At 72.1% G+C, this 12,791-nt stretch carries 11 protein-coding genes and 1 pseudogene; all 12 read left to right on the forward strand.

The genetic code is table 11. The annotated features are described in order from the left end of the window. The first annotated feature begins 58 nt into the window (after positions 1–58). The 12 genes and pseudogenes from pyrR (at position 59) to metK (ending at position 12,760) form a co-directional block, all read left to right on the forward strand. Positions 59–673, forward strand: coding sequence for a bifunctional pyr operon transcriptional regulator/uracil phosphoribosyltransferase PyrR (pyrR, locus tag AC3YO9_RS10080; protein ID WP_127783143.1), 615 nt, complete (start codon positions 59–61; stop codon positions 671–673). Continuing rightward, the gene (locus AC3YO9_RS10085; protein ID WP_127783142.1) at positions 670–1,656 is read left to right on the forward strand and encodes an aspartate carbamoyltransferase catalytic subunit; all 987 of its coding nucleotides are present in this window, start codon (positions 670–672) and stop codon (positions 1,654–1,656) included. The genes pyrR and AC3YO9_RS10085 overlap by 4 nt, the downstream gene beginning before the upstream one ends. Next, entirely contained in the window at positions 1,653–2,969 is a 1,317-nt protein-coding gene (locus AC3YO9_RS10090) for a dihydroorotase (protein WP_489983042.1), read from the forward strand. The genes AC3YO9_RS10085 and AC3YO9_RS10090 overlap by 4 nt, the downstream gene beginning before the upstream one ends. Next, entirely contained in the window at positions 2,966–3,490 is a 525-nt protein-coding gene (locus AC3YO9_RS10095) for a PH-like domain-containing protein (RefSeq protein ID WP_346773844.1), read from the forward strand. The genes AC3YO9_RS10090 and AC3YO9_RS10095 overlap by 4 nt, the downstream gene beginning before the upstream one ends. Further along, complete coding sequence (gene carA / locus AC3YO9_RS10100) at positions 3,487–4,599, forward strand: glutamine-hydrolyzing carbamoyl-phosphate synthase small subunit (RefSeq protein ID WP_127783140.1); 1,113 nt, start codon at positions 3,487–3,489, stop codon at positions 4,597–4,599. The genes AC3YO9_RS10095 and carA overlap by 4 nt, the downstream gene beginning before the upstream one ends. After that, positions 4,599–7,931, forward strand: a complete 3,333-nt coding sequence (carB, locus tag AC3YO9_RS10105) for a carbamoyl-phosphate synthase large subunit (protein ID WP_127783139.1) — start codon at positions 4,599–4,601, stop codon at positions 7,929–7,931. The genes carA and carB overlap by 1 nt, the downstream gene beginning before the upstream one ends. After that, positions 7,928–8,767 carry an orotidine-5'-phosphate decarboxylase gene (gene pyrF, locus AC3YO9_RS10110; RefSeq protein ID WP_127783138.1) on the forward strand — a complete coding sequence of 280 codons (840 nt, stop codon included), beginning with the start codon at positions 7,928–7,930 and terminating at the stop codon, positions 8,765–8,767. The genes carB and pyrF overlap by 4 nt, the downstream gene beginning before the upstream one ends. A 180-nt stretch (positions 8,768–8,947) precedes the next feature. Continuing rightward, positions 8,948–9,265 carry an integration host factor, actinobacterial type gene (gene mihF, locus AC3YO9_RS10115; RefSeq protein ID WP_127783137.1) on the forward strand — a complete coding sequence of 106 codons (318 nt, stop codon included), beginning with the start codon at positions 8,948–8,950 and terminating at the stop codon, positions 9,263–9,265. Between the two features lie 8 nt (positions 9,266–9,273). Next, positions 9,274–9,837 (forward strand): annotated as a pseudogene (gene gmk / locus AC3YO9_RS10120) (guanylate kinase); the annotation flags it as partial. 110 nt (positions 9,838–9,947) lie between these two features. After that, positions 9,948–10,235: a DNA-directed RNA polymerase subunit omega gene (gene rpoZ, locus AC3YO9_RS10125; protein WP_127783135.1), complete on the forward strand. Its 288-nt coding sequence runs from the start codon at positions 9,948–9,950 to the stop codon at positions 10,233–10,235. Continuing rightward, positions 10,232–11,488, forward strand: a complete 1,257-nt coding sequence (gene coaBC, locus AC3YO9_RS10130) for a bifunctional phosphopantothenoylcysteine decarboxylase/phosphopantothenate--cysteine ligase CoaBC (RefSeq protein ID WP_489983043.1) — start codon at positions 10,232–10,234, stop codon at positions 11,486–11,488. Before rpoZ ends, coaBC begins: the two co-directional genes overlap by 4 nt. 57 nt (positions 11,489–11,545) lie before the next feature. Then, a complete protein-coding gene (gene metK, locus AC3YO9_RS10135; RefSeq protein WP_127783133.1) occupies positions 11,546–12,760 on the forward strand; it encodes a methionine adenosyltransferase in 1,215 nt (404 codons plus the stop codon). The last annotated feature ends 31 nt before the right edge of the window (positions 12,761–12,791 follow it).

Consider the following 12,791-nt stretch of genomic DNA (forward strand, 5'->3'; position numbering starts at 1 on the left):
GAGAAATGTTCGACATCCTTTAACAACCTGTCCAGTGAGGCAGGCAAGGAGGTCCTGGATGCCACAGGCACCCGGGGCGAACGGATCGCAGGGGCGTACCGACGTCATCGAGCGTGAGCTGCTCAGCTCCGCCGACGTCGCGCGCACCGTGGCCCGCATCGCCCACCAGCTGATCGAGAAGACTGCTCTGGATGCACCGGACGCACCTCGCGTCGTGCTCCTCGGCATCCCCACCCGTGGCGGCACCCTCGCCGCGCGCCTCGCCGACCGGGTGGCTGAGTTCTCCGGGATCCGCCCCGACCTGGGGACCCTGGACACCACCCTCTACCGCGACGACCTGCGTCGCCAGCCCTCCCGTGCACTGGGGGAGACCTCCGTCCCGCCCGGCGGCGTGGACGACGCGCTGGTGGTCCTGGTGGACGACGTGCTGTTCTCCGGCCGCACCGTGCGCGCCGCCCTGGACGCGCTGCGTGACCTGGGTCGTCCCCGGGCCGTCCAGCTGGCGGTCCTGGTGGACCGCGGCCACCGGGAGCTGCCCGTGCGGGCGGACTACGTGGGCAAGAACGTGCCCACCTCCCGCAGCGAGGGAGTGGCGGTGCTGCTCACCGAGCACGACGGCCGGGACGCCGTGCTGCTGCGCACGCCAGGCGGAGGCGCGGTGGCCGGCGCATGAGGCACCTGCTCTCCGCAGCCGACCTCTCCGCCGATGCCGCCACCGCCCTCCTCGACGACGCCGAGGCCTTCGAGCAGGCGCTGCTGGGGCGGGAGGTCCGCAAGCTGCCCACCCTGCGCGGGCGCACCGTGATGACGGTCTTCTTCGAGGACTCCACCCGCACCCGGGTGTCCTTCGAGGTGGCCGGCAAGTGGATGAGCGCGGACGTGGTCAACGTCAGCGCCAAGGGCTCCTCGGCCTCCAAGGGTGAGTCGCTGCGCGACACCGCGCTCACCCTGCGCGCGGCCGGTGCCGACTGCCTGGTGGTGCGCCACTCCGCCTCCGGCGCCGCGCACCGCATCGCGGCCTGGACCGCCGACGGTGCCGGGCCCGACGCCGCGGGCCCCGCCGTGGTCAACGCCGGCGACGGCACCCACGAGCACCCCACCCAGGCGCTGCTGGACGCCCTCACCCTGCGCCAGCGCCTCGGCGGGCTGGCCGGGCGGCGCGTCGCCATCGTCGGCGACGTGCTGCACAGCCGGGTGGCTCGCAGCAACGTCAGCCTGCTCAGCACGCTGGGCGCGGAGGTGGTGGTGGTCGCTCCGCCGACGCTGCTGCCCCCCGGGGTGGCGCACTGGGGCGGGCCCGACGCCGCGGTGACGGTGTCGCACCACCTCGATGCCGAGCTGCCCGCGGCCGACGCGGTCCTGATGCTGCGGGTGCAGGCCGAGCGCATGCAGGGCGGGTACCTGCCCTCCACCCGGGAGTACGCGGTGCGCTACGGCCTCTCCGAGCGCCGGGCGGCGCTGCTGGCCGAGCACGCCGTGGTGCTGCACCCCGGCCCGATGAACCGCGGCATGGAGATCGCCTCGTCGGTGGCCGACTCACCGCGTGCCGCCGTGCTGAACCAGGTGCGCAACGGCGTCCACGTGCGCATGGCGGTGCTCTACCAGCTGCTCGCCGGCGACAGCCGCACCGGATCAGACCAGGGAGTCAACGAATGAGCGTGCTCATCACGGGAGCGCGGCCCTACGCGGAGGGTGCGCCCACCGACCTGCTGCTGCGCGACGGCGTCATCGCCGAGATGGGCAGCGGCCTGGCCGCGACGCTCACCGAGGCCGACGACGTCGAGGTGATCGACGGCGCCGGCCTGGTGGTGCTGCCCGGGCTGGTGGACCTGCACACGCACCTGCGCGAGCCCGGCCGGGAGGACACCGAGACCATCGCCACCGGTTCCGCGGCGGCCGCCCTCGGGGGGTTCACCGCAGTGTTCGCGATGGCCAACACCGACCCGGTCGCCGACTCGGTGGTGGTCACCGAGCACGTCCGCACCCTCGGCCGCCGCGCCGGGCTGGTGGACGTGCACCCGGTGGGTGCGGTCACCGCGGGCCTGCGCGGGGAGCAGCTCGCCGAGCTGGGCACCATGGCCGCCGCCGGGGTGCTGGTGTTCTCCGACGACGGCCACTGCGTGTCCGACCCGCTGGTGATGCGTCGCGCCCTGGAGTACTCCAGCTCGCTGGACGTGCTCGTGGCCCAGCACGCCGAGGAGCCGCGGCTGACCGGCTTCGGCACGCCAGGCGGCGCGCAGGCCCACGAGGGCCCCACCGCCGCTCGGCTGGGCCTGGCCGGCTGGCCCCGCGCCGCGGAGGAGTCCATCGTGGCCCGGGACTGCCTGCTGGCCCGCGACGCCGGTGCCCGGCTGCACGTGTGCCACGTCTCCACCGAGGGCACGGCCAGCATCCTGCGCTGGGCCAAGGACGCCGGCATCCGGGTCAGCGCCGAGGTCACCCCGCACCACCTGCTGCTGGACGACTCCCGGCTGGCGACCTACGACCCGGTGAACAAGGTGAACCCGCCGCTGCGCGAGCCGGCCGACCTCGCGGCGCTGCGGCAGGCGCTGGCCGACGGCACCATCGACTGCGTGGCCACCGACCACGCCCCGCACGCCCCGCAGGACAAGGACTGCGAGTTCTCCGCCGCCCGCCCGGGCATGCTGGGTCTGCAGACCGCGCTGTCGGTGGTGGTGCTCACCATGGTGCACACCGGCCTGTTGGACTGGCGCGGTGTCGCCCGGGTGATGAGCGAGCGTCCCGCCGAGATCGCCGGGCTGGGCGACCAGGGCCGGCCGCTGGAGGTGGGTGAGCCCGCCACCCTGGTGCTGGTCGATCCCGAGGCGGAGTGGACGGTGCGCGGCGCTGAGCTGGCCAGCATCGCGGGGAACACCCCGTACGAGGGAATGACCCTGCCTGGGAAGATCGTTACCACAGTGCTGCGCGGACGGGTCACCGCGCACGAGGGAAAGGTCCGTGCCGCGTGAGAATTCTGCTGACCCTGCTGACCATCGCCGTGCTGGTGCTGGCGGTGTGGGCCATGTACCGGGGCTGGACCAGGCGTGCCCAGCGCCAGGCCGAGGGGCTGCGTGGCTGGCCGGCGCCGCCGGCGGAGGTGGGTCCGGCCCTGCTGGGCCCCACCACCGGCTTCTACATCGGCACCACCATGGCGGGAAACTGGCAGGACCGGGTGACGGTGGGCGACATCGGCCACCGCGCCACCGCCGAGCTGAGCCTGCACGAGGCCGGCGTGCTGCTCGCCCGCCAAGGCTGCAGCGACCTGTGGGTGCCCCGCAACGCCCTGGTCGAGGTGCGCACGGACAACAAGCTCGCCGGCAAGGTGATGACCAGGGACGGCCTGCTGGTGCTGCGCTGGCGGGTGGCGTCAGAAGAGGTCGACAGCGGGTTTCGCGCCGACGACAAGACGACTTACCCCGAGTGGCTGCACGCCCTGGCCCACGAGGCCAGCTCGGGTTCGGATCAGGACAAGAATGGAGACATCGCGTGAGCGAGGCAGTGCTGGTGCTCGAGGACGGCCGGACCTTCCGGGGCGAGGCGTTCGGCGCCACGGGCGCCACCTTTGGTGAAGCGGTCTTCTCCACCGGGATGACCGGCTACCAGGAGACCCTCACCGACCCCAGCTACCACCGCCAGATCGTGGTGGCCACGGCGCCGCAGATCGGCAACACCGGCTGGAACGACGAGGACGACGAGGCCACGCGCATCTGGGTGGCCGGCTACGCGGTGCGTGACCCCTCCCGCACCTCGTCCAGCTGGCGCGCCAACCGCACCCTGCCCGAGGAGCTGGTCAAGCAGGGCGTGGTGGGCATCGCCGGCATCGACACCCGCGCGGTGGTGCGCCACCTGCGCGAGCGCGGTGCCATGCGGGCCGGGATCTTCTCCGGCGACGCGCTGGCCGACCACGACGCGCTGGTCGACCAGGTGCGCGAGCAGCCCAGCATGGTGGGCGCTGACCTCGCCGGGGAGGTGACCACCGCCGAGCCCTACGTGGTCTCCGCGCAGGGCGACAAGCGCTTCACCGTCGCCGCGCTCGACCTGGGCATCAAGTCCAACACCCCGCGGATGCTCGCTGCGCGCGGCGTGGAGGTGCACGTGCTGCCCAGCACCGCGACGCTGGAGGACATCCTCGCCGTCAGCCCGGACGGGGTGTTCCTCTCCAACGGGCCCGGTGACCCGGCCACCGCCGACGACGTGGTGGCCCTGACGCAGAAGGTGCTGGAGCGCGAGGTGCCGCTGTTCGGCATCTGCTTCGGCAACCAGATCCTCGGCCGCGCCCTGGGCCGGGACACCTACAAGATGCGCTACGGCCACCGCGGGATGAACATCCCGGTCGTGGAGCACGCCACCGGCCGGGTGGCCATCACCGCGCAGAACCACGGCTTCGCCCTGGCGGGGGAGGCGGGGGAGGAGTTCGACACTCCCTACGGCCGCGCTGTGATCAGCCACACCTGCCCCAACGACGACACCGTGGAGGGCGTCGCCCTGCTCGACGGCCCCGCCTTCTCGGTGCAGTACCACCCCGAGGCGGCGGCCGGCCCGCACGACGCCGCCTACCTCTTCGACCGCTTCACCGACCTCATGGAAGGCGCGCACTGATGCCGCGGCGCACAGATCTCGACCACGTTCTCGTCATCGGCTCCGGCCCCATCGTCATCGGGCAGGCCTGCGAGTTCGACTACTCCGGCACCCAGGCGTGCCGCGTGCTGCGCGAGGAGGGCATCCGGGTCAGCCTGGTCAACTCCAACCCCGCGACGATCATGACCGACCCGGAGTACGCCGACGCCACCTACGTCGAGCCGATCACCGCGGAGTTCGTGGAGAAGGTGATCGCGGCGGAGCAGGCCAAGGGCACGCCGATCGACGCCGTGCTGGCCACCCTGGGTGGGCAGACCGCGCTGAACTGCGCGATGGACCTGCACTTCGCCGGCGTGCTGGAGAAGTACGACGTGGAGCTCATCGGCGCCGACATCGAGGCCATCCAGCGGGGTGAGGACCGGCAGAAGTTCAAGGACATCGTGGCCAAGGTGGGCGGCGAGTCGGCCCGCTCCGCGGTGTGCCACACCATGGCGGAGGTCCACGAGACCGTCGCCGAGCTCGGCCTGCCGGTGGTCGTGCGCCCCAGCTTCACCATGGGTGGGCTCGGCTCCGGCATGGCCTACACCACCGAGGACCTCGAGCGCATCGCCGGCGGCGGGCTCGCCGCCTCGCCCACGGCCAACGTCCTCATCGAGGAGTCCATCCTCGGGTGGAAGGAGTTCGAGCTGGAGCTGATGCGCGACAGCCGCGACAACGTGGTGATCGTCTGCTCCATCGAGAACGTCGACCCGATGGGCGTGCACACCGGTGACTCCGTCACCGTGGCGCCGGCGATGACTCTCACCGACCGCGAGTACCAGAAGATGCGCGACCTGGGCATCGCCATCCTGCGCGAGGTCGGCGTGGACACCGGCGGCTGCAACATCCAGTTCGCCGTCGACCCCGCCGACGGCCGCCTCGTGGTCATCGAGATGAACCCACGGGTCTCTCGCTCCAGCGCCCTGGCGTCCAAGGCCACCGGCTTCCCCATCGCCAAGATCGCCGCCAAGCTGGCCATCGGCTACACCCTGGACGAGATCGTCAACGACATCACCGGCGAGACCCCGGCGAGCTTCGAGCCCACCCTGGACTACGTGGTGGTCAAGGCGCCGCGGTTCGCGTTCGAGAAGTTCCCCGGCGCCGACCCCACGCTGACCACGACCATGAAGTCCGTGGGCGAGGCCATGAGCATCGGCCGCAACTTCTCCGAGGCGCTGGGCAAGGTGCTGCGCTCGCTGGAGACCAAGCGGCACAGCTTCTGGACCGGGCCGGACCCGGCCGAGGCCGACCTGGAGAGCACCCTCACCCGGCTGCGCACCCCCACCGAGGGGCGCATCTACGACGTGGAGCTGGCGCTGCGCCAGGGCGGCACGGTGGCCGAGGTCGCCGCGGCCTCCGGCATCGACCCGTGGTTCGTGGACGAGGTGCTGGGCCTGGTCGAGCTGCGCGCGGAGCTGCTGGAGGCGGAGGTGCTGGACGCCACCCTGCTGCGCAAGGCCAAGCGGTCCGGGCTCTCCGACCGGCAGCTCGCCGCCCTGCGTCCGGAGCTGGCCGGCGAGGACGGCGTGCGCACCCTGCGCCACCGGATGGGCATCCGGCCGGTGTACAAGACGGTGGACACCTGCGCCGCCGAGTTCCGCGCCTCCACGCCGTACCACTACAGCGCCTACGAGTCCGACCCCTTCGCGGAGAGCGAGGTGGAGCCGCAGACCGAGCGGGAGAAGGTGCTCATCCTGGGCTCCGGGCCCAACCGCATCGGCCAGGGCATCGAGTTCGACTACTCCTGCGTGCACGCCGCACAGGCGCTGTCGGCCGCCGGGTACGAGACGGTGATGGTCAACTGCAACCCGGAGACCGTCTCCACCGACTACGACACCGCCGACCGGCTGTACTTCGAGCCGCTCACCTTCGAGGACGTCATGGAGGTGTTCCACGCCGAGCAGCTCTCCGGCACGGTCGCCGGCGTCATCGTCCAGCTCGGTGGCCAGACGCCGCTGAGCCTGGCCGAGCGGCTCACCCAGGCCGGCGTCCCGGTGGTGGGCACCAGCGCCGCCGCCATCGACCTGGCCGAGGACCGCGGTGAGTTCGGCGAGGTGCTGACCCGGGCCGGGCTGCCCGCGCCCAAGTACGGCACCGCCACCAGCTTCGTGCAGGCCAAGAAGATCGCCGACGAGATCGGCTACCCGGTGCTGGTGCGCCCCTCCTACGTGCTCGGTGGGCGCGGCATGGAGATCGTCTACGACGAGGCGGCGCTGTCGGACTACATCTCCCGCGCCACCGAGATCACCCCGGAGCACCCGGTGCTGGTCGACCGCTTCCTGGACGACGCCATCGAGATCGACGTGGACGCGCTGTGCGACGGCACCGAGGTGTACCTCGCCGGCGTGATGGAGCACATCGAGGAGGCCGGCATCCACTCCGGTGACTCCGCATGTGCGCTGCCGCCGATCACCCTGGGCCGCACCGACGTGGATGCCGTGCGGCGCTCCACCGAGGCGCTGGCCCACGGCATCGGGGTGCGCGGGCTGATGAACGTGCAGTACGCGCTCAAGGACGACACGCTCTACGTGCTGGAGGCCAACCCGCGGGCCAGCCGCACCGTGCCCTTCGTCTCCAAGGCGACTGCGGTGCAGCTGGCCAAGGCCGCGGCGCGGATCATGATGGGCGCCACCATCGCCGAGCTTCGCGACGAGGGCATGCTGCCGCAGACCGGCGACGGCGGCTCGGTGCCGATGGACGCCCCGGTGTCGGTGAAGGAGGCGGTGCTGCCGTTCAACCGGTTCCGCAACCCCGACGGCAGCGGCATCGACAACCTGCTCAGCCCGGAGATGAAGTCCACCGGCGAGGTGATGGGCATCGACGTCGACTTCGGTCGCGCGTTCGCCAAGAGCCAGGCCGCCGCCTACGGCTCGCTGCCGGTCGCGGGCACCGTGTTCGTCTCGGTGGCCAACCGGGACAAGCGGTCCATGGTGTTCCCGGTCAAGCGCCTGGCCGACCTGGGCTTCGAGGTGCTGGCCACCGAGGGCACCGCCGAGATGCTGCGTCGCAACGGCATCCTCTGCACCGAGGTGCGCAAGCACACCGAGAACGGCAAGCAGCTGGACGGGCCGACCATCGTCACCCGGATCCTGGCCGGCGAGGTGGACATGGTGGTCAACACTCCCTACGGCAACTCCGGGCCCCGGGTGGACGGCTACGAGATTCGCAGCGCCGCGGTGAAGATGGGCATCCCGTGCATCACCACCGTGCAGGGCGCTGCGGCCGCCGTGCAGGGCGTGGAGGCCGTCATCCGCGGCGACATCGGGGTGCGACCCCTGCAGGACCTGCACAAGGCGCTGCGGGCCGGCCGGTGAGCGCAGTCCGGCTCCCGTTCGGCCACCGGCTGGCTGAGGCCGTGGCCGAGCGGGGCCGGCTCTGCGTGGGCATCGACCCGCACCCGGCCCTGCTGCAGGCATGGGGGCTGGACGACAACGCCCTGGGCCTGGCCCGCTTCGCCGACACCTGCGTGCGGGCGCTGGCGGGCGAGGTGGCCGTGCTCAAGCCACAGGTGGCCTTCTTCGAGGCGCACGGCTCCGCGGGGGTGCGGGTGCTGGAGGACACCATCGCGGCCGCCCACGCCGCCGGGGCACTGGTGCTCCTCGACGTCAAGCGGGGTGACATCGGCTCCACCATGGCCGCCTACGCCCGGGCCTACCTGGGGGAGGGCTCGTCGCTGGCGGCCGATGCGGTGACGCTCTCGCCCTACCTGGGCACCGGCTCGCTGGAGCCGGCCCTGCAGCTGGCCGAGGCCACCGGGCGGGGCGTGTTCGTGCTCGCGCGGACCTCCAACCCGGAGGGTGCGCCGGTGCAGCTGGCCACCGCACCCGACGGCGGCACCGTGGCGCAGCACGTGGTGGACGCCGCGGCGGCACGCAACGCCGGGAGCGCACCGGGCTCGGTGGGGGTGGTCGTGGGGGCCACCCGGGACCACGGGCTGGCGCTGGGCGGGCTGAACGGGCCGGTGCTGGCGCCGGGCCTGGGTGCCCAGGGGGCCACCGCGGCAGACCTGGCGGCGATCTTCGCCGGCGTCGCAGAGCTGGTGCTGCCCAGCACTTCTCGGGACGTCCTGGGGCGCGGGCCGGACGTCGCAGCCCTGCGCGGCGCCGCCGCCAGGACCCGCGACGAGGTGGCCGCCGCGCTGCCTTCCTGACGCGGCTGCCACTACCGAGAGTGGTGGCAGAAAGACACGCTGCGTAACCGCCTCTACAGCGTGACCGGGGAGTCCTTGTCGCGGGGGCGGGTAAGAACAAGTGTGGCGACGTCGGTACGGTCGTCGCTGCTGCTGGCACACCAGCAGCTTCCCGAGAACAAACACAAGACGGAGGAACCCGTGGCCCTTCCCCAGCTGACGGATGAGCAGCGAGCGGCTGCTTTGGAGAAGGCAGCTGTGGCCCGCCGCGTCCGGGCTGAGCTCAAGGAGCGCCTCAAGCGAGGTGGCACCGACCTCAAGCAGGTCCTCCAGGACGCCGACGAGAACGAGATCCTGGGCAAGATGAAGGTCTCCGCACTGCTGGAGGCCCTGCCCAAGGTGGGCAAGGTCAAGGCGGCGGAGCTCATGACCGAGCTGGACATCGCCCCCACCCGCCGCCTGCGCGGACTGGGTGACCGGCAGCGCAAGGCGCTGCTCGCGAAGTTCGACCAGGCCTGAGCGCGATCGTGGCTGACTCGGCGAGGGGCCGGCTGGTGGTACTGGCCGGCCCCTCTGCCGTGGGCAAGACCAGCGTCGTCCGACTGCTGCGTGCCGACGTCCCTGACCTCTTCTTCAGCGTCTCGGCGACCACCCGGGCTCCCCGCCCTGGCGAGGTTGACGGGCGCGACTACCGCTTCGTGTCGCCGACGGAGTTCGACCGCATGGTGGCCGACGGCGACCTGCTCGAGTGGGCGGAGATCCACCGCGGCCTGCACCGCTCCGGCACCCCGGCAGCACCGGTTCGCGAGGCCCTGGAGCACGGCAGGCCCGCGCTGGTGGAGGTGGACCTCGCCGGCGCCCGCGCCATCCGGGAGTCCATGCCCGAGGCCGTCCTGGTCTTCCTGGCGCCCCCCAGCTGGGAGGTGCTGGTGGGCCGGCTCACCGGCCGCGGCACCGAGCCCGAGGACGTGATCGCCCGCCGCCTGGAGACCGCCCGCGAGGAGCTGGCCGCCCAGGGCGAGTTCGATCACGTCGTCGTCAACGACAACGTCCAGCACGCTGCGGCGGAGTTGGTATCCTTGTTGGTCGGCCCTTCCGGTCAGGATGACGCGCGAGCCGAGAACGACCTCGACCAGCACCCGGACCGGCCCGAACAGGTCCGACCAGCTCCACCCCACGACACAAGCCCAGGAGCCATTGAGTGAGCAACCCCCAGACCGAGTCCAGCCCCGCACCGGCGTACGACACGCCCCTGGGAATCACCAACCCGCCCATCGACGAGCTGCTCGCCCGCACCTCGTCGAAGTACGCCCTGGTGATCTACGCGGCCAAGCGGGCTCGCCAGATCAACGACTACTACTCCCAGCTCGGTGACGGGATGCTGGAGTACGTGGGCCCGCTGGTGGAGCCCGGCGCGCAGGAGAAGCCGCTCTCCATCGCCATGCGCGAGATCCACGCCGACCTGCTCGAGCACACCGAAGGCGAGTGAGCGACAGCCGCACGCCCGCCGACCGCCCAGCAGTGGTGCTCGGCGTCGGCGGGGGTATTGCGGCCTACAAGGCCTGCGAGCTGCTGCGTCGGCTCACCGAGAGCGGCAACCGGGTCCGGGTGATCCCGACCGAGGCCGCGCTGCAGTTCGTCGGTGCGGCCACCTTCGAGGCGCTGTCCGGCCAGCCGGTTCGCACCGGGGTCTTCACCGACATCCCGGAGGTGCCGCACGTGCGGCTGGGCCAGGAGGCCGAGCTGGTGGTGGTCGCGCCCGCCACCGCCGACCTGATGGCGCGGCTGGCCCACGGCCGGGCGGACGACCTGCTGACCGCGACCCTGCTCACCGCGCGCTGTCCGGTCCTGCTGGCCCCGGCCATGCACACCGAGATGTGGGAGCACCCCGCCACCGTGCACAACGTGGCGCTGCTGCGCTCCCGTGGCGTGGTGGTGCTGGAGCCCGCCTCCGGTCGCCTGACCGGTGCCGACACCGGTGCCGGCCGGATGCCCGAGGCCGCCGAGATCGCCGCGGTGGCCGCGCTGCTGCTGGAGCGCGGCGACGCCCTGCCCCGTGACCTCACCGGCCGCCACGTGGTGGTCTCCGCCGGGGGCACCCGCGAGCCGCTGGACCCTGTGCGCTTTCTCGGCAACCGCAGCTCGGGCAAGCAGGGCTACGCCCTCGCCCGGCTCGCCGTGCAGCGCGGGGCCCGCGTCACCCTGGTGGCCGGCAACACCGCCGGGCTGGTCGCTCCCGCCGCGGTGCAGGTGGTGGACGTAGTGACCGCCGAGCAGATGCGCGCGGCGATGCACGCCAGCTCCGCCGACGCCGACGTGGTGGTGATGGCTGCGGCCGTCGCCGACTTCCGGCCCACCACCGTGGCCACCAGCAAGATCAAGAAGGGCGCCGACGAGCCCGACACCATCGCGCTGACCCGCAACGCCGACATCCTGCGCGAGCTGGTGCAGGCCCGTGAGGAGGGCCGGGTGCCGCGCGAGCAGGTCATCGTCGGCTTCGCCGCGGAGACCGGTGACGCGCACGGCGACGTGCTGCACCACGCCAGGGCCAAGCTCGGGCGCAAGGGCTGCGACCTGCTCGTGGTCAACGCCGTCGGCGACGGCAAGGCGTTCGAGGTGGACAGCAACGACGGGTGGCTGCTGGCCTCCGACGGCACCGAGCGGGTGCTGGAGCCGGGGTCGAAGGCGTTGCTGGCCAGCCGAGTCCTCGACGTCGTGGCCGACTTGCTCAAGCCGGCCTGACCCACCCCGGCTAGGCTCGCCCCCCGAGTTGCTGACCAACCCCCGAGAGGACACCTCGTGACCCAGTCCGGCCGCCGTCTGTTCACCAGCGAGTCAGTCACCGAGGGGCACCCAGACAAGATCTGTGACGCCATCAGTGACTCGATCCTGGACGCGATGCTGGCTGAGGACCCCCGCAGCCGGGTGGCCGTGGAGACGATGGTGACCACCGGTCAGGTGCACGTCGCCGGCGAGGTGACCACCAACTCCTACGTGCCGATCGCCGACATCGTGCGCAACCGCATCCTGGACATCGGCTACGACTCCTCCACCAAGGGCTTCGACGGCGAGTCCTGCGGGGTGAGCATCTCCATCGGCCAGCAGAGCCCGGAGATCGCCCAGGGCGTGGACACCGCCTACGAGGCGCGGGTGGAGGGCGACGCCGAGGACGAGATCGACCGCCAGGGCGCCGGCGACCAGGGCCTGATGTTCGGCTACGCCTGCCAGGACACCCCCGAGCTGATGCCGCTGCCGATCGCCATGGCGCACCGGCTGGCACGTCGGCTCACCGAGGTGCGCAAGGAGGGCCTGCTGCCCTACCTGCGCCCGGACGGCAAGACCCAGGTGACCATCGAGTACGCCGGCGACCAGCCCGTCCGCCTGGACACCGTGGTGCTGTCCACCCAGCACGCCGCGGACGTGAGCATCGAGGGACTGCTCACCCCGGACGTGCAGGAGAAGGTGGTCGAGGCCGTGGTGGCCGAGATGGACCTGCCCGGCCTGGACACCTCCTCCTACCGGCTGCTGGTCAACCCCACCGGTCGCTTCGTGCTCGGTGGCCCCATGGGTGACGCCGGCCTGACCGGCCGCAAGATCATCGTGGACACCTACGGCGGCATGGCCCGCCACGGTGGTGGTGCCTTCTCCGGCAAGGACCCGTCCAAGGTGGACCGCTCGGCGGCCTACGCCATGCGCTGGGTGGCCAAGAACGCCATCGCCGCCGGGCTGGCCCAGCGCATCGAGGTGCAGGTGGCCTACGCCATCGGCAAGGCGAAGCCGGTGGGCCTGTTCGTGGAGACCTTCGGCACCGAGAACGGCGACCCGGCCAAGATCCAGCAGGCCATCTCCGAGGTGTTCGACCTGCGCCCGGGCGCGATCATCCGTGACCTGGACCTGATGCGTCCCATCTACGCGCCCACCGCGGCCTACGGGCACTTCGGCCGCACCGACGTGGACCTGCCCTGGGAGCGCACCGACCGCGCCGACGCCCTGCGCGCACTGGCGGGATTCTGACCGACACGCTCCTACCGACGCTCCCGTGGCG

This window comes from Rhodococcus sp. Z6_132 (assembly GCF_058133635.1).